General features: G+C 50.6%; 9 protein-coding genes. 7 read left to right on the top strand and 2 right to left on the bottom strand.

All coding sequences use genetic code 11. The annotated features are described in order from the left end of the window. Positions 1-187: 187 nt before the first annotated feature. The 4 genes from ACLBLI_RS10540 (at position 188) to ACLBLI_RS10525 (ending at position 12,220) form a co-directional block, all read left to right on the top strand. The gene (locus ACLBLI_RS10540) at positions 188-3,031 is read left to right on the top strand and encodes a TonB-dependent receptor (RefSeq protein WP_414827580.1); all 2,844 of its coding nucleotides are present in this window, start codon (positions 188-190) and stop codon (positions 3,029-3,031) included. A 552-nt stretch (positions 3,032-3,583) separates the two neighbouring features. Then, positions 3,584-6,625 (top strand): TonB-dependent receptor, encoded by a 3,042-nt coding sequence (locus ACLBLI_RS10535; protein ID WP_414827579.1) that lies wholly within the window; start codon positions 3,584-3,586, stop codon positions 6,623-6,625. Positions 6,626-6,696: 71 nt separating this feature from the next. Further along, positions 6,697-11,043, top strand: coding sequence for a pullulanase-type alpha-1,6-glucosidase (pulA, locus tag ACLBLI_RS10530; RefSeq protein WP_414830949.1), 4,347 nt, complete (start codon positions 6,697-6,699; stop codon positions 11,041-11,043). Between the two features lie 337 nt (positions 11,044-11,380). Next, positions 11,381-12,220, top strand: a complete 840-nt coding sequence (locus ACLBLI_RS10525; RefSeq protein ID WP_414827578.1) for a patatin-like phospholipase family protein — start codon at positions 11,381-11,383, stop codon at positions 12,218-12,220. A 10-nt stretch (positions 12,221-12,230) separates the two neighbouring features. Here ACLBLI_RS10525 and hutG read toward each other — a convergent pair whose 3' ends face one another. Both hutG and hutI read right to left on the bottom strand, forming a co-directional pair. Further along, positions 12,231-13,190 (bottom strand): formimidoylglutamase, encoded by a 960-nt coding sequence (gene hutG, locus ACLBLI_RS10520; RefSeq protein WP_414827577.1) that lies wholly within the window; start codon positions 13,188-13,190, stop codon positions 12,231-12,233. After that, positions 13,180-14,385, bottom strand: coding sequence for an imidazolonepropionase (hutI, locus tag ACLBLI_RS10515; RefSeq protein WP_414827576.1), 1,206 nt, complete (start codon positions 14,383-14,385; stop codon positions 13,180-13,182). Before hutI ends, hutG begins: the two co-directional genes overlap by 11 nt. Before the next feature lie 105 nt (positions 14,386-14,490). Here hutI and hutC point away from each other — a divergent pair, with 105 nt between their 5' ends. From hutC to hutH, 3 genes are read left to right on the top strand one after another with little or no spacing between them, the layout of a single operon-like run. Continuing rightward, on the top strand, positions 14,491-15,201 hold the full coding sequence (hutC, locus tag ACLBLI_RS10510; RefSeq protein ID WP_414827575.1) for a histidine utilization repressor: 711 nt from the start codon (positions 14,491-14,493) through the stop codon (positions 15,199-15,201). Positions 15,202-15,213: 12 nt separating this feature from the next. Further along, positions 15,214-16,890, top strand: coding sequence for a urocanate hydratase (hutU, locus tag ACLBLI_RS10505; protein WP_414827574.1), 1,677 nt, complete (start codon positions 15,214-15,216; stop codon positions 16,888-16,890). Next, positions 16,890-18,425: a histidine ammonia-lyase gene (gene hutH / locus ACLBLI_RS10500; RefSeq protein WP_414827573.1), complete on the top strand. Its 1,536-nt coding sequence runs from the start codon at positions 16,890-16,892 to the stop codon at positions 18,423-18,425. Before hutU ends, hutH begins: the two co-directional genes overlap by 1 nt. The last annotated feature ends 63 nt before the right edge of the window (positions 18,426-18,488 follow it).

Raw genomic sequence — 18,488 nt, 5'->3', positions numbered from 1 at the left:
TTGAAAAAAATGTTAATAGCATCCTGAGATGTTAACGCCGTGTATATCAATTTTAATGAATACGTATGCAGACAATTGAGCAATTATGCGCTTGAAGATAGGATGCTCCCGACTAATTGAATGTCATCGAATTGTCATAACACCAATAACAAAGACAATCTAACTAACTGAATGGGACACCCTCCATATGACACAATTCAAACCGAACCTCATCAAAGCGGCGCTAATTTCAAGCGGTATGGCTTTTGGCACAATGCCAGCAATGGCGCAGGACACAGAGACTGATCAAGTTGACGAGAGCATGGTAGAAGTTATCCAGGTTTCTGGTATTCGCGGCTCACTGCAGCGCGCCCAGGCCATCAAAATGGATAATACATCTATCGTAGAAGCGCTGTCAGCTGAAGATATTGGTAAGCTTCCAGATACCAGTATTGCAGAGTCGCTGGCGCGTCTGCCGGGTCTTGCCGGTGAACGTCGTAATGGCCGTACCAGTGGTATTTCTGTTCGTGGTTTTAACGAAAACTACGTTGGCACTACACTGAATGGCCGTGAACTGCTTGGTATGGGCGACAATCGTGGTGTTGAGTTTGACCTTTACCCTACAGAAATCATTTCTAACATTCTGGTTTACAAAACACCTGAAGCCGGAATGACAACTCAAAGTATCGGTGGGTCTATCGACCTGCAAACGGTTAAGCCATTAACGGCTGAAAGCACGATGACCATTAACGGTACTTACGAGCAAAACAAAGAAGATGCACTGAATCCTGATTTTGACGATAACGGCCATCGCCTGTCGTTCAACTATGTGGACCAGTTTGCTGACGATACCCTCGGTGTAGCACTGACTATTGCCACTATGGAATCACCGCGTCAGGAGCAACAGTCTCGTATCTGGGGTTATGCGGGTGTTTCTCCAGATGCCGCTGCGCGTGCCGACGTAGATGTGCCAGAAGGCACAGTGGTCCAGGCTGGACACGACAGTTTCGCTCGCTCAGCGATGATGGAGCGAGACTCCATAGCCACCGTAATTCAGTGGGCGCCGTCTGACAATCTGACTCTTCAGTTTGACGGTTTATACATCGACTTCCTGGAAGACGATGCACGTCGAGGCCTTGAGGAAGGCGGTCCGGAATTCGGTTTTGGCAGCGCTTATACTGTTACTGAGGTACAAGATGGACTGGCCACAGCCGGTTATTATGATGGATTTTACAGCGTAATACGTAACGATGTCCGTCAACAGGAAGCTGAGTTAACCACGCTGGCATTAAACGCCGAATATCTGTTAAACGATAACTGGACCATCAATGCGGATATCTCCTCAGGAAAAGTCGATAAGACCATTACTGACGTAGAAAGTTATTCAGGTGTGGGTCGTGCAGGCACAGAAGGCCGTCCATTAGCAGCTCGCTCTTGGGAAATGACAGCAAATGGCGTGATGTTTTCTGATCACCCATCGATTGCACCTGTTGATTTGACCGATCCAAGCCTGATCCGTCTTGCAGGCCCGCAGGCATGGGGTCCGACTATTCTCAATGAAGACGGAGAAGCCGTGTACTTCTCTGATCAGCAAGACGGCTTTGTTAACAAGCCAATTTTCGAAGAAGAACTGTCTACCTTCCGTCTGGATACTGAAGGCTTTGTGGACTGGGGCATCGTCTCAGCCGTTGAATTTGGTATCGTGTATTCAGATCGTACTAAATCCAAAGTAAATAACGGTGCTTACCTGACCGCACCAGAGTATCCCGGAGATGGCGCCATTCCGGATGTGCTGGGTGTAGTGCCGATGGACTTTGTGGGGATCAATGGCGTACTTGCTTATGATTCACTAGGTCTTTATAACAGCGGCTATTACAGCGAACTGGATGCACAGTTGGTACAGGCAGATCGCTTAGGTGATACCTATGAAGTTGAAGAGCAACTCACGACGCTTTACGGCAAGCTGAACATCGATACGGAATATGAAGGCATTTATATCCGTGGTAACGTCGGCTTGCAAATCGTCAATGCTGATCAACAGTCTACGGGCTTCGCTACCACTTCTGACAGTTTAGGCTATGTTGAAGCTCTGCCGGTATCGGGTGGAACGGATTACACCGACGTACTGCCTACGCTGAACCTAAGTGCGGAGTTCGCAGAAGGACAGTTTGTGCGCCTTGGTTTGAGCAAAGTGCTGACGCGTCCGCGTATGGATGACATGCGTCCGAACAGTCAGGTGACGTTCTCGTTTAACGACAGCCAGATCCTGAGTGACGACCCTGACAACAGCCCGTGGGGCGCATCATCAGGTAACCCTGAGCTGAAGCCTTATGAAGCCAATCAGTTTGACCTGGCTTACGAGAACTACTTCTCTGAAACTGGTTATGTCGCCGTTTCTTTCTTCTACAAAGATCTGAAAAACTGGCATCGCAGTAATGCAGTAGAGCAGGACTTTACTGAATTCTACATTCCAGCAATTCACCAGAGCTCAAATGAGACTGGCAACCAGGCTCCTGTGCTGTTCGTCGGCGAAAACTCACGTCCACAAGATGGCTACGAAGGCTTTGTTCGTGGATGGGAAGTGCAGGGTAGCTTGCCTGGTGAGTTACTGCATGACTCGCTGGAAGGTTTTGGCTTGTTTGCCAGCGCTACCTTCCTTGACGGTTACGCAGACGCCGCGCCCGGTACAACAGAAACACGCATTCCAGGTCTGTCTGATGAGAACTACAGCATGACGGTTTTCTATGAAAACGCTGGCTTTGAGTTCCGTATCGCCGCAACAAAACGTACCGATTATTTAAGTGAAACCCGCGGTCAGAGTCTGGCATTGTCTGATTCAACTAACAAGGGCGGTACCTTTGTCGATGCACAGATTGGTTATGACTTTAGCGAATCAGGCATTGAGTACTTAGAAGGTCTGCGCGTAACACTGCAGGCACAGAACATCACCGATGAAGATGATATCCAGTCTTCAGGTGCAGATTCAAGACAGGTTACGTTATATCAACATTATGGTGCTAACTACCTGTTGGGTTTCAACTACTCGTTCTAGAACCCCAAATAGGGCAGTGCAGGAAGCACTGCTCCCCTGGATAATTAGGGTTTAAAACCGCGCAGGTCGCAGATCTGCTGCGGTTTTTTTTATCATTTCTACATCACCTTGATTGGTGATGCTTCGATGTGTTTTTCCGACATGTCACATATGCCGATTGGCTTTTCTATTGAACTTACTCCGCAAACGTCGTTTAGCCAGCGTTATTTTAACGAGATTATTAACGCGTCCCGCTATCTTTATTCGCGATTTATTCACCAAGCATGCAGTACGCGTCTAAGCGATGTGAAAATTTTGTAATCGACCTAATCTGTTGTTCGCGACGCAGCCCTTCATTTTGTATGACATATTGACCACTTTGTGACATTTGGTTAAGAAAGCAGTCAGAAAAAGTTTTTGTGTAAATAAAATGTTTCACAATGTTATTGAATACGTATGCAGTGGATTGCTCCTTTTTCATACTAAGCGCTAGTATTCATAGTTGAACCATAATAGGCCGTTCACTTAGCGGTAACAGAAACGGCCAACTATAAAAAAAGGAATGGGACACCCATGAAAACATTCAGACCCAGCACCATCATGGCTGCCTTGATGGCAAGTGGGCTTGCGTATGTCTCGCAGCCTATATATGCCCAGGAGGCTGAATCAGAGGAGAATACTCCTGATGAAGAGGTCATTGAGCGTATTGAAGTCCGAGGCTTTAGTACCAGCCTTATACAGTCACTTAACCAAAAACGTTTTGGCGACACCGTCTCTGAGCAAATCTCTGCGGATGACTTAGGCGGGTTGCCAGATGTGTCCATGGCGGACGCGTTAACACGACTGCCCGGTATCTCGGCAGTGCGGACAGGCGGTCAGGCAGCGGAAATCAATATCCGTGGTTTGGCTGGCGATTTCGTTTTTTCCACACTTAACGGAAGAGAACAGGTATCCACAAGTGGTAGCCGGGCAATTGAATTCGATCAATATCCGTCAGAGCTGATAAATTCGGCTGCGGTATATAAGTCACCAAAAGCATCACTGATTGAAGGTGGTGTTGCTGGTACCGTTGAGCTGCAGACAGCAAGCCCGTTGGCCATAGAAGAACAACATAAGTTCAGTGCAAATATCCGCGGTATGTATAACGACCGTGCCAGCGAAATTCCTGATGCAGAGGAATATGGTCACCGTGTCAGCTTTTCCTATCAGGGAAAATTCATGGACGACACCGTCGGTGTCTCATTGGGGTATGCCAGGCTTTACCAGCCCAGCGTTTCTACCCAGTTTGTTGGTCTGGCTTATAACGGTGAAGTAGATGTCGATGGCGTTGAAGGTGACATGGACAACGTCGGCAGTGACTGTCCTGAATGCGAGCTCATCAGCGAAGGTTTTGAGATGCAGCACAAAGGCGGTGAAGAAACCCGCGACGGTTACATGGCTGCATTTGAATGGGCTCCCGTAGAAAACTTTACGCTGAAAGCGGATGCGTTTGTTTCCAAATTTGATTCCGAAGCATTTGCCCGTGGTTACCGTGTGAAACTCGGTGGTGTTAATGCCGGCATTACCAATCCGGTTGTGGTGAATAACAGCGTGGTCGGCGGGACATTTACCCGTACCGACAACAGCTTTACCCGCGTCGAACTGGTGAACGATGATAACCAGGATTTTGATCAGGTAGAAAGCTACGGCATTAAGGCTGACTGGCAAATCACGGATAACCTGGCTGCACAGTTTGACGTGTCACTGTCTAAAGCTGAAAGTAACTTCCGCAATGGGTTGTTGTGGTCACTAGTATCTGAAGATGCTGATGCAGCCAGCCCGACGTTTGATGAAAATGTACAGATTTCTTATCTGCTGAATGGCTTAAACCTGCCAGATCTGGCATTTAATCAGGCGGATGCGTTTTCTGATGTCGACCGGGTTATGGTAAGTAAGTATGGTATCTATCCCTACGAGAATGAAGATGAGCTAAATGCCTATCGTGTTGATTTCCAGTACTACGTCGATATGCCATTGTTTTCCTCATGGGAGTTTGGTTACCGCTATTCAGACCGCGATTACAGCAACGACCGTTCCGTGTTCGAGTTTGGTAATGATGGTGGTTTCTCAGCCAGTCAACCCCCTCTGCGCCTGACGCAGGACATGGTAGACGTTGTTAACTGGTCGGGCGACTTTGGCTATTTCCCAAGTTATCTGTCCGTTGATTTGGATAGTGCGCTTAACGCCTGGTTCCCAGGCGGCATTCCTCAGCCAGCACAAACCTGGGGCCCCGGTGCTGCAGGCGTGATTAACGGTCCGGGTACAGGTCCTGCTACTGCCTGGTCGGTACAGGAAAGCGGGGATGTATTTGAAACCGTAAATGCCGCGTACCTGATGGCAAATATCAATACTGAGATAGGCGATATTCCTGTTTCTGGTAACGTTGGTGTGCGCTATGTGCGTTCCAAACAGCGTTCAACCACACTCCAGCGCGCAACGCGTTTTGTCACAGACCCTGAAACAGGCACATCTGTTGAGGTGAGCGATCCTACTGCGGGTGCGCAAAATATCACTGACGAAGTCGGACTGATAAACAACTTTTATCGTCCCACAATTTTGTCTCACGAATTTACGGATATTCTGCCTTCAATCAACCTGAACTTTAAGCTTACCGATGCCACGCAGCTTCGTGTTGCTGCAGCGAAAGTGATGGGGCGGGCACCGATAAACCGTTTTGCGGCTAACTCCTCAACAAATGTAGAAGAAGTGGCGGCAACCATGGATCGCGACTCAGGTGAAGTCACCCTGTCTAACCCGACCGCGAAAATTAATGGCTCGGCGCGCAACAGCCCGTATCTGGATCCATTCTACGCAACCCAGTATGACGTATCGTGGGAGTACTACTTCCAGGATACCGACGGTGCACTTATCGTTGCGGCGTTCTATAAAGATATCGAATCGTTCATAGAGAACATTGCCATTGAACCGTATGACTTCGAGGGCAACGGATTTACCGTACCGAGTGAAATTGAAGTACCGGTATTCCTTGAACCTGAGTTCTCAGGACAGGAGCCTGAACTGGCACGTGATGCCAACGGCGATCCTATCTTTGTCTCTGTGCCCACAGAGAACGGCCGCTACGAAACTGCAATCAACAATGCTGAGGGTGGCTATATCCGTGGTGTGGAAGTTGCCTATACGCAAATTTACAGCATGTTGCCAGGCATCTGGTCAGGTCTTGGTGTAAGCGCCAGTTACTCGTATACCGAAAGTGAAATCCAGCGAACCTTGAGTGACGGCGTGTTCTCCAGTCGCTTGCCTGGATTGTCTGAGAACGTTGCGACAGTAACGCTGTTCTGGGAGTACGAGGGCTTCGAAACCCGCGTATCAGGCCGTTACCGTGATGCGTTTGTCTCTGAGCAGGTCGCGGTTAACGACCAGACGGTAAACTTCGATGATGAACTGGTTATTGATTATCAGGCCTCGTACGAAATCAATGACAACATGAGTGTGCTCTTCCAGGTAAACAACGTTACCGACGAGCCTACCAAAAGTTATTTCACTTCACCTGAACAAACAGGAACGATTCAGTTCTTCGGAACGCAATACTTCCTGGGGATGACGTACACGCTATGAAACTAACAACATTAATACAAAGCGCGTGGAATGCGACGTCAATGAAAAGAATGACACTGGAGCAACAACCTATGTGTAACAGAAACAGGGCATGTGGGCTTTTCGCCTTAATGCTGACCACGATGGTGCTTGCAGGCTGTGGCGGCTCGGACGTAGAGTCCGGAAGCAGCGACTTGCTGACCTGTGATGCCCCTAATGTACCCAATGACACTGGCACTGCCTGTGTTGCACCCCCTCCTATTGAGTGTGACCCACCTACAGTACCCAATGAAACTAACGATGCCTGTGTGGTTGGCGCCGATCCGTCACTGCCTGATCCGGTCTTTTTCCCGGGTGACAATCAGGCTGTGCTGTATTACAACCGTGCCGCGGTGGATGCGGACAATTCGTCCAACGACCCTGCGTATGACGGCTGGCGCTTGCATACCTGGAACAATGACGAGTGCGATGCTTATGCAGACCCGGACACAGACTGGGCAGCCGGTCGTCAGCCAACGGGTATCGACCCCAACTATGGTGCGTACTGGGTGTTAGAGCTGAAAGACAACTATGATAGCTGTCACAACTTCATCATTCATATTGGCACCGAAGATTCCGGTAAAGAGCTGGGTGGTGCGAACTTTAAAGGCTCGCTGATTCAGGACGATGAAACCTACACGCGAATGAATTTTACGCTGTCAGGTGAGCCGGTAGTCTTTGAGTATCCGATCATGTCATTAGGACCACAGCCTGTAGATATTGAAGGGCTTGCGGCACACTGGCTGGATGCCAATACACTGCTTTGGGATACGCCGGAAGGAGTGAATACGGTTAAGCTACATTATTCCGCTGCGGCCGATCTTGAAACGTCTCTGGAAGAAGGTCTGAACGGCACTGCTGTCGAGCTGGAAATGGCTGAACTGACAGACGAGCAGGCTGCAATTGCGCCGCATCTATCCGGCATGTCTGCCTGGTACGGTGAGTGGGAAGTGGCCGATGCAAAGGCCGTCATGAAAACTCAGGCGGTTCTGGGCGGATATGATTCAGAAGGCACGCTGGTTGCAGCGACCGGTATCCAGATGGCGAATGCCATCGATCAGGTTTATACCACAGGCGAAGCTGATGCTGATGAAACCATGCTTGGAGCTGTGTATACCGACACGGGTATTACCGCTGCAGTATGGGCACCAACCGCGCAAAACGTTCGCTTATTGTCCTACAACGATAACAAAGCGCTGGCGGCGTCTTACGATATGACGCTAAATGAAGACAGCGGTGTGTGGTCTTATGAAGGCTCAATGGATCTGGATCGTACTCTGTACCGCTATGAGGTAACAGTGTATCACCCTATAACCAATAGCATTGAGACACTGCGAGTGACCGACCCATATTCGGTTTCACTGACTACTAATGGCCGTTTCTCACGCTTTGTGAACCTGAATGATGATGATTTGAAACCGGAAGGCTGGGAAGACCATAGTGTGCCAACCATTGAGAACCCGGAAGATGCGGTTATCTATGAAGGTCACATCCGTGATTTCAGTGCCCGTGATATGTCAACCTCTGAAGCCAATCGAGGTAAGTACCTGGCGTTTACTGAAGAAGGTACTGCGCCGGTGATGCATTTGCAGAAACTGGTGGATGCGGGTCTTAACTACTTCCACGTATTGCCTGCAAATGACATTGCTACCATTGATGAAGATCCGGCCAACACCATCGATCTTTACAGCACAGTTGGTGAACTGTGCGTACTGAACCGCGATGCGGCAGTGTGCGATGAAGAGAGCAGTGGCGCAGTATTGATTGATGTCTACAACAGCTACGATCCATTGTCAGAAGCCGCCAAAGCGCAGCAACTGACCAACGATCTGCGTGGCGTCGACACCTTCAACTGGGGTTATGATCCTCACCACTTTAACGCGCCAGAAGGCAGTTATGCCTCAAGTGCAGAAGGGGTTGAGCGTATTATCGAAATGCGTGCAATGAACCAGGCACTGCATGAGATGGGACTGCGTGTGGCACTGGACGTGGTATACAACCACACTAATGCCTCAGGCGTATTCCCGAAATCGGTACTGGATAAAGTGGTCCCGGGTTACTACCACCGTTATGAGGTTGACTCTGGTGCTATTGTGCGCGAAACGTGCTGTGACGATACCGAACCGCGCAACGTCATGATGGAAAAATTCATGCAGGATTCTCTGCTGATGTGGACCGAACAGTATAAGTTCGATGCGTTCCGCTTTGACATCATGAGTCAGGCAACGGTGGACACCATGGTACGGCTGCGCGATGCCGTGCAGGCTATCGACCCGGACAACTATTTCTACGGCGAAGGCTGGACGAAAATCGACCGTGGTTATGAGCAGGCCAATCAGTTGAATATGGCCGGAACCGAAATTGGGACTTATAACGACCGTATTCGCGAAGCTATCCGCCAGGGCAATATATTCAACCCGGATAGTGATGCCGCGTTAAGCGACCAGGATCGTCTGAAAATCGGAATGGCCGGTACGCTAAGTAACTACATTCTGAACACATCCGGCGACGTTGACAGCGCGGGCAGCAATTTAGGTGGCTATGCCACTGATCCGGCTGACATTATCAACTATGTGTCAAAACACGATAATGAAACGTTGTGGGATCAGTTTAACTACACCTTACCCATGGATCTGACGCTGGCGGAACGTGTTCGAGCACAGAACATTGGTATTGGCCTGCCGCTGATGTCGCAGGGTATTCCTTTCCTGCAAATGGGCGGTGATATGTTGCGTTCGAAGTCGATGGACCGTAACAGCTATGATTCAGGCGACTGGTTTAACTACGTAGACTTTACGTACCAGACCAACAACTGGAACGTAGGTCTGCCGCCGGCACAAGACAATGAAGCGCGCTGGGAGGAAATGGGTGAATTCATTTATTCGCCAGAGCGTGCTGCTTCCATGTCAGACATTGAGTTTGCGTCAAACGTCTTCAACGAATACCTGAGCATTCGTATGGAAAGCCCGCTGTTCAGACTGACCACCGGCCAGGCGATTATTGACCGTGTTGGCTTCCATAACCTGGGGCGTCGTCAGCAGCAAGGCCTGATTGCCATGTCTATCGATGACGGTATCACGCCTGATTCCGATCTGATGCTGGCTGATTTGGACCCGATGAATGACGCTATCGTGGTGGTGGTAAACACCGGCTATGAAGAAAAGTCTATCATGGTGAACACCGCAACAGGGTTTGAGCTTCATATGACCCATATGAACTCGGTAGATCCGACCGTTCGTGGCGCTTTTTTCACCGAGGGCACTGGCGATGATGAAGGCAACGGTACCTTTACGGTGCCAGCGCTAACCATGGCAGTGTTTGTGAAGCCACAAATGGGCGCACAGGGGTACGGCTTGTCAGCACTGGCAACGGCAGGGGCACCGGATGTTGTACCTTACGGCGATACGGTGGTGTATCTGCGTGGTGGAATGAACGACTGGGGTACCAGCGATGCGTTTGAATACGCCGGTGGTGGTGTGTATCAGGTCGCGGTAGCACTCACTGCGGATACTACTTATGAATTTAAAGTGGCAGCAGAAGACTGGGGCGATCCTTCAGGGGTGAATTTCGGTGCGCGTGATGGCGACCCGCAGGACGTTATTGCTCAAGAAGAGAAAGTGCTGGCTGTTAGCAACAACAACCTGATATTTACTCCGGCTGCAGATGCGACGTATCTATTCACCGTGGATGCCTCTGATAAAGAAGCGCCTGTCCTTACTGTGGAAAATGAGGACCTATATGCAGAAACGCCGGTGTTTGTGCGTGGCGGCTTTAATGGCTGGGGCACAGATAATCAACTGACCCATCAGGGCGGACGCATTTATTCCGCGCCAATTGACTTAGCAATAGGAAGCTATGAGTTCAAAGTTGCTACCGACGACTGGTCGACAGTGAACTTAGGTGCATTCTCTGCTGATGACGCAGACAGAGTGGTGATACTGGGTGAGGACACGTTCCTGGCACCTAGTGACAACAACCTGGTGATTGACATCGAAAGTGAAGAGCCCTATGTATTCATTTTTGACGTAACCTCGGTAGAAGAGCCAAAACTGCGTGTGTTTAAAGAAGAGTTCTGGGGTAATACGCCGGTATTCCTTCGCGGCGGTATGAATGGATGGGGGATTGATAACCCGTTCATGTACCAGGGCGCCGGTGTTTATACCGTAGACATTGATCTGAGTGCCGGGGCTACAGAGTTTAAGGTTGCTTCCGAGGACTGGTCGACGGTGAACCTGGGTAACCCGGATGGTGAAACAAGTAATGCGGTTACGCCAGATAGCCCGAAAGCAATCACCAGCAGCAACAACAACCTGCTGATAGATGTCCCTGCGGGTACCTATGAGTTCAAGGTTGAAGGACCTGATGGTGGAAGCCCGACTCTGACAGTGACGGAAAAATAAGCGTTCATCATTACTCTTAAAAAGCCGCTTTGTAAGCGGCTTTTTTTTGCCCGATGTCATTGCCTTTTCTATATAAAAAAGCCGATGTTACTAATCGAAAAAAATCACTATCGCTATTCAATCAATTCCGCAATCATTACTGAGTCTGGTTGGACCAGATTTTGCAACGTTTTTGCAATAGACAACATACTGCCTGTCGCGCTGCCACTGAGCAATTAGCGGTTAATTGCACAGAGTCGCGTGGTTGTAGGGCGCACAGATTGTAAACAGCGTTGCATAAGCCCTTAACTGGGGTTTTACGATAAGTAAAAAGTACATGGCCAGAAGGAGAGATGTCATGAAAAAAGCACTGGTTGTAGAAGGTGGCGCCATGCGCGGTATTTTCGCTGCGGGCGTACTGGATACGTTTATGGCGAAAAAACATTATGACTTTGATTTTGCCATCGGTGTGTCAGCAGGCGCAACTAACCTGTCTACTTACGTAACGCGAACACCGGGTTTAAGTAAAACAATCATCACAGATTACGCAACCAAAAAAGAATTTTTCAGTCCGCTGCGGTTTATTAAGGGCGGGCACATGACCGATGTTCACTGGCTGTGGCACCAATGTAAGGAATCGCTTCCCCAATGTTGTGCGTCGCCAAAAAGTGACATTCCGTTGTATGTAGGCGTTACCAATGTGGATACTGGTGAATGCGAATACCCTCGCGTGACAGCCGCTAACATCGATGAATTGATGGTCGCCTCTTGTGCAATTCCCACAGCCTATCGTGATCAGCCCAAAATTGGAGATAGTCGCTATACCGATGGTGGTGTTGCTGATGCAATTCCAGTGCGAAAAGCGTATGAGATGGGGGCGCGGGATATTACCGTGATCCTGTCACAGCCCCTCGGCTTCAGTAAGCCCACAGTGAAAGCCGGCTGGTTAATGGAAAAACTGTACGGTAATCAGCCCATGCTGTTGCAGGCATTGGTTCGCAGACCTGACGTTTACAACGAGACGCTGGCGTTTCTGCGCAACCCGCCAAAGGATTGCAAACTCACCGTTATTGCCCCTGATGCCGCGTTCAAAGTAAAGCGGCTGACGATGGACAAGGTTAAGTTGGCGCTGGGTTATCGAAACGGCGTGAATGCCGCCCGTCGCGCTCTGGGCGTTTTGAAACAAAAGGCCGCCTGATCCAGATTATCTATACACGATGTTGGCTGCCTTGCATCGCCAGAGTGAGCTCAAATGCCATTCTGGCCGCCAGGCGTGCAGTCTTGCCACTCTGATCATAAGTCGGATTGAGTTCTGCAATATCGCTAAGTGCCCAGTCTATGTTGTGTTCTCTGACAACTTCACTGAGTTTCCTGAAAAAACGGATCACTGCAGCGGGTTCAATACCGATTGCTGCAGGCGCGCTGACCCCTGGTGCAGCGGATGCGGGGAACGCATCCATACAAATGGTCACGTACAGGGAATCAATGTTACCTAACATTGGGGAAATACTTGCCAACGCCGCGGTTTCGGTAAAGGCATAGTCCGGCAATACCGTTGTGCCGGACTTTTCGGCATAACTGAACAGCGCCTGCGTATTTGAAGCTTCTGAGACGCCTAAACAGCAATAGTGAAAAGGGATATTCCGTGCAATGCTGTATTCGGCAATTTGTCTGAAAGGTGTGCCTGACGATGTCACTTCAGTGCAGCAGCGCAGATCCAGATGTGCATCCAGATTGATAATACCTATTCGCTTAGCAGGGGCTGCATGGTGAAGGCCTTGCCAACTCGCCCAGGCTATATCATGACCGCCGCCCAAACCAAGTACAGTGGTACCTCGCTGGAGCAATTCTGAAACCTGCGAGGCGAAATTACTTTGTGTTTCGTCCAGGCTGTCTGCCACGTCACTATCGCCTTTGTCCCAGAGCTGGCCTGTTAACTGCCAGGGCAGGTTGGCCATTGCTTGACGAAGCACATTGGGGCCGCCTGCAGCACCCACCCGACCTTTGTTGGCCAGAACACCACTGTCGTTAGGATACCCGAGTATAACGGTATCGCCTTTACTGATGTCGTGCACCGCACTGGATGGGCGGACAACCTGATGCCAGCGAAAGCCCGCGGTACCGTCCTCAGAGTCGGTTCTGCCGGTCCATAGAGCGCTATGCGACATGCTTACCTCCGGCAATGACGGTATGGGGGCGGTAACCATTTAACTCATAAATCAGAGAGGCCGGGGAGGGCATATCCCACAGGGTAAGGTCGGCACGTTTGCCGGGGGCAATTTCACCACGATCTTCAAGACCTAACGCTCTGGCACCATTAACGGTAATGCCTTTAAGTGCTTCTTCAACAGTGAGCCCAAAAAACAGACTAGCCATATTCGCGCAGGTCAGTAGTGAGGCTATGGGCGAGGTACCTGGATTCATGTCAGTGGCAACTGCCATATCTACGCCGGCTTCACGCAATGCCTTAACGGGCGGCTTTTGCGTTTCTTTTAAGTAATAATAGGCTCCCGGTAGAAGTACCGCGACAGTGCCGGCTGTTGCTAGCGTGGCGACGTCGCTCTCCTGCAGGTATTCGATATGCTCAACAGAGAGGGCATTAAATTCGCAGGCAAGCACAGCGCCTTTGCTGTCACTTAATTGTTCAACATGACCTTTTACTGGCAGCCCGGCATCTCGCGCGGCCTCAAAAACACGGCGGGTCTGTTCCAGAGAAAAACCAACGGTTTCGCAAAACACATCAACCGCATCTGCACGCTTTTCTTTTGCCACTTTCGGTATCATCACCTGGCAAACAAAATCAATATACTCGTCGGCATTCATGCCGGCATCCGGTGGCATTGAATGCGCCCCCAGGAATGTTTTTATCACGCTGATATCAAGCGTATCTGCAACGACATCGGCAACCTCAAGCATTTTCAGCTCTGTGTCTTCATCCAGCCCGTACCCGGATTTAATTTCCAGCGTAGTAACGCCTTCCTCTAGTAAGCGCCTGGCGCGTCGTAAGGTTTGTATCGTTAAGGCCTTTGCTGACGTGCTTCTGGTAGCGCGGACAGTGCTTTTGATTCCTCCTCCCTGACGGCTGATTTCTTCGTAGCTGACGCCATCAAGACGCTGTCTGAATTCTTCAGAACGATCGCCGCCATAAACCAGGTGGGTGTGACAATCTACGAACCCCGGAAGGCACCAGTGGCCATTGGCTTCAAGCACGGTGTCGTTTGGCTTTGCACGAAGATCGCTTCCAATTTCCTGAATGATACCGTCAGCCACTCTGATATCGGTATCTTCGAGCAAGCCAAATGGGCTTTTGCTGCCTCTTTGCATTGAGGCAATCCGGGCATTACGGATTAGCAGATTATTCATCGATCCCTCCGGGTTCGCTTATGTGTTTTTAGTCTACTTGGCTATACTTGTATATACAAGTTGTTAAAGGTACAGTGTTGCCAATTCATCACTGGGAGCTGACATATGCAACCCCGTTTTATCGCCATTAAATCTGCGTTGGTTGACGATATTGAGCACGGACGTCTGGCCCCCGGGGATCAGGTGGAGTCGGAAAATCAATTGGCACTGCGCTTTGAAGTGAGCCGCATGACTGCACGTCGCGCATTGTCTGAACTGGTCGCTGAAGGGATCCTCGCAAGAACGCAGGGTGTAGGAACGTTTGTTGCCGACAGTCGGCCAATGAGTTCGATGCTGACAATCAAAGGCATTAAAGACGAAATTCTCGCCCGCGGGCATGACTATAAATGTCGCATAGTTATCAAGGAACAACGGGTAGCGACGTCATCTGAAAGTCGCTGGCTGGGAGTCAGGCAGGCCAGCCCGGTGTATTTTTCCTCTCTTATTCATTACGAAAACACGTTGCCAGTGCAACTGGAGAGCCGGTGGGTAAATCCGCATTGGGCGCCGGATTACCTGAAGCAGGACTTCACCACTATGACACCCAATTACTATCTAAATCAGGTTGCCCCATTGACTGAGGCCGACCACGTGGTATCGGCCGTGCTACCTGATACTGACACGGCAGAAAAGCTTCAGATCCCGCCGTCCTCTCCCTGCCTGCAAATTAACCGGCGAACCTACAGCGCCCGGGGCATTGTAAGCGTGGCTACGCTCACGCACCCCGGAGAACGATACCGTTTGGGTGGACATCTGGATTTTACCCAAACTCAATAAGGAGAAACTGTTTTGAACAGACATGATGACACCCGTCGCATCAGCGCACCGCGGGGAAGCAAGTTAAACGCGAAAAGCTGGCTTACTGAAGCCCCGCTGAGAATGTTAATGAATAACCTGGATCCGGAAGTGGCTGAACATCCGGAGTCGCTGGTGGTTTATGGTGGAATTGGCCGTGCCGCCCGTGACTGGGATGCGTACGACGCTATCGTTGAGGCGCTTAAGCGCCTGCGCGATGATGAAACGCTACTTGTCCAGTCAGGAAAGCCTGTCGGCATATTCCCGACCCACGAAAATGCGCCCCGCGTTCTTATTGCCAACTCCAATCTGGTGCCGCATTGGGCCAACTGGGAACATTTCAATGAGCTCGACCGCAAAGGATTAATGATGTATGGCCAGATGACGGCTGGCTCATGGATCTATATTGGTTCACAGGGGATCGTACAGGGCACCTATGAAACCTTCGTCAGCGTGGCCAAAGCCCATTTCGATGGAAAGGCAGAAGGGCGCTGGATCCTGACCGGTGGCTTGGGCGGCATGGGCGGTGCGCAGCCGCTGGCAGCGACAATGGCGGGGTTTTCGATGATTGCAGTGGAAGTCGATGAGTCCCGTATCGATTTTCGTCTGCGTACCGGCTACGTAGACAAAAAGGCCACGTCTATTGATGAAGCTTTGGCGATGATTAAAGAGGCCGAAAAAGCGGGCAAACCGGTATCCGTCGGGCTGCTGGGCAATGCCGCTGAGGTGTTTCCGGAGATGCTGGCGCAAGGCGTCATTCCCGATGTGGTGACAGACCAAACCAGTGCCCATGATCCGCTAAATGGCTATCTGCCCAAAGGCTGGACTCTGGCACAGGCGAAATCCATGCGTGAAAGTGATGAGGCGGGCGTGGTCAGGGCTGCTAAAGCCTCTATGGCGCTGCAGGTTTCTGCCATGCTGGGATTTCAGCAAAAAGGGGCTGCTACACTCGATTATGGCAACAACATTCGCCAGATGGCACTTGAGGAGGGCATTAACAATGCCTTTGATTTTCCCGGCTTTGTACCTGCCTATATTCGTCCGCTGTTTTGTCAGGGGATCGGGCCTTTTCGCTGGGCGGCCTTATCTGGCGATCCGCAGGATATCTATAAAACTGATGAAAAAGTAAAATCGCTTATCCCTGATAATCCGCATCTGCACAACTGGCTTGATATGGCCCGCGAACGCATTTCATTTCAGGGCTTACCCGCACGCATTTGCTGGGTTGGCCTGGGTGAGCGACAAAAGCTGGGGCTGGCCTTTAACGAGATGGTCAGAAATGGCGAGTTAAGCGCACCTGTGGTGATAGGCCGGGATCACCTGGATTCCGGTTCAGTGGCATCGCCTAACCGCGAAACTGAAGCGATGATGGACGGGTCTGATGCCGTATCAGACTGGCCATTGTTAAACGCGATGCTCAATACCGCTGGCGGCGCAACCTGGGTGTCACTGCATCACGGTGGCGGTGTAGGCATGGGATTTAGTCAGCATTCTGGCGTTGTCATTGTGTGTGATGGTAGCGAAGAGGCTGACAAACGAATTGCCAGAGTATTACATAACGATCCGGCCACCGGCGTAATGCGTCATGCAGACGCGGGCTACCAGCTCGCCATTGATTGTGCCAAAAAACATAACCTGGACCTGCCCATGGTAAATAAGGAGGAAAACTGATGGCCTCGGTATTCACCTTAAAACCTGGACAATTATCGCTTGATGACTGCCGCGCATGTTTTCGTCAGCATCAGCCTATCGCGCTGGCTGAGGATGCGTTTGATGCTATCCACGCGTCACAGCAAACCGTAACCGACGTGCTGAAAGCGGGTCGCACCGTGTATGGCATCAATACCGGATTTGGTCTGCTGGCGAACACACGGATTGCAGAGGACGAACTTGAATTATTACAGCGCAGCATCGTGCTGTCCCATGCGGCCGGGATCGGTGCGTTTATGCAGGAATCGACGGTTCGCCTGCTTATGCTGCTGAAAATAAACTCATTATCACGGGGCTTCTCCGGCATCAGACTGGAAGTCATTGAGGCCCTTATCACACTTTACAACGCGCAGATTTGGCCAGCCATTCCGCAAAAAGGCTCGGTCGGGGCATCTGGCGACCTTGCTCCGCTTGCTCACATGAGCGCTGTGTTGCTGGGCGAAGGCGAAGTGTTCATCGGTGGAGAACGCCGTCCTGCTTCTGACGGGTTAAAAAAAGCTGGGTTGGAACCTGTTGCACTTGCACCAAAAGAAGGGCTGGCACTTCTTAACGGCACTCAGGCGTCAACCGCGTTTGCGTTAGAGGGGCTGTTTTATGCAGAAAATGCCCTTTATAGCAGTCTGGCAATAGGCTCGCTAAGCGTTGAAGCGGCATTAGGCTCTCGGGTTCCGTTTGATGCGCGCATCCACGCGGTGCGTGGCCATCAGGCGCAGTCGGATATTGCTGCCTGTTTCCGAACGTTGCTGGATGAATCCGACATTGGTCACTCCCATGAAGGCTGTGAAAAAGTGCAGGATCCCTACTCATTACGCTGTCAGCCACAGGTACTCGGTGCCTGTCTGCAACAACTGCGATATGCTGCACAGACGCTGGAAACGGAAGCGAATGGCGTGTCTGACAACCCGCTGGTATTTGCCGATTCGCAGGACATTCTTTCTGGCGGCAATTTCCATGCTGAAGCGGTTGCAATGGCGGCAGATATGATTGCTATCGCACTCTCTGAGATAGGTTCGCTCTCAGAGCGGCGTATGGCACTGCTTATTGATTCAAACCTTAGCGGGCTACCGCCGTTTCTGGTAGACAATGGTGGCGTTAATTCGGGGTTTATGATTGCGCAGGTGACCTGCGCCGCACTTGCCAGCGAAAACAAAACCCTGGCGCATCCAGCCTCAATCGACTCGTTACCTACGTCAGCGAACCAGGAAGATCATGTATCGATGGCTACCTTTGCCGGCCGGCGTTTGAAAGACATCTTTGAAAATGTGGCCGGTATCTTAGCGATTGAATGGCTGGCTGCGGCGCAGGGCGTGGATTTTCGCCACCCTCTTACAACCAGTAAACCATTAATGCAGTCGCATAGCCTGCTACGAAGCGCGGTGGCGTTTTACGACAAAGATCGCTACTTTGCCCCAGACATTGAGGCCGCTTCGGCATTAGTATCGGCACATGCTTTATCCGACAAGGTCAGAGAGCAGGTCGGAGAATTGCTCGGGTAAAAGTAGTGATGCCGTTAGCCAGGAGGCTGCATGTCGAACAGTGCTCCCTATGAAGGCATTGCC

The organism is Alteromonas sp. H39 (genome assembly GCF_047556435.1).
Lineage (GTDB): Bacteria > Pseudomonadota > Gammaproteobacteria > Enterobacterales > Alteromonadaceae > Alteromonas.
This window is presented reverse-complemented; position numbering and strand designations above follow the sequence as displayed.

What these genes read in the sequence shown, in the direction of transcription:
- ACLBLI_RS10540 (WP_414827580.1), top strand. Translation starts at nt 188, where the DNA reads ATGACACAATTCAAACCGAACCTCATCAAAGCGGCGCTAATTTCAAGC.
- ACLBLI_RS10535 (WP_414827579.1), top strand. Translation starts at nt 3,584, where the DNA reads ATGAAAACATTCAGACCCAGCACCATCATGGCTGCCTTGATGGCAAGT.
- pulA (WP_414830949.1), top strand. Translation starts at nt 6,697, where the DNA reads ATGTGTAACAGAAACAGGGCATGTGGGCTTTTCGCCTTAATGCTGACC.
- ACLBLI_RS10525 (WP_414827578.1), top strand. Translation starts at nt 11,381, where the DNA reads ATGAAAAAAGCACTGGTTGTAGAAGGTGGCGCCATGCGCGGTATTTTC.
- hutG (WP_414827577.1), bottom strand. Translation starts at nt 13,190, where the DNA reads ATGTCGCATAGCGCTCTATGGACCGGCAGAACCGACTCTGAGGACGGT.
- hutI (WP_414827576.1), bottom strand. Translation starts at nt 14,385, where the DNA reads ATGAATAATCTGCTAATCCGTAATGCCCGGATTGCCTCAATGCAAAGA.
- hutC (WP_414827575.1), top strand. Translation starts at nt 14,491, where the DNA reads ATGCAACCCCGTTTTATCGCCATTAAATCTGCGTTGGTTGACGATATT.
- hutH (WP_414827573.1), top strand. Translation starts at nt 16,890, where the DNA reads ATGGCCTCGGTATTCACCTTAAAACCTGGACAATTATCGCTTGATGAC.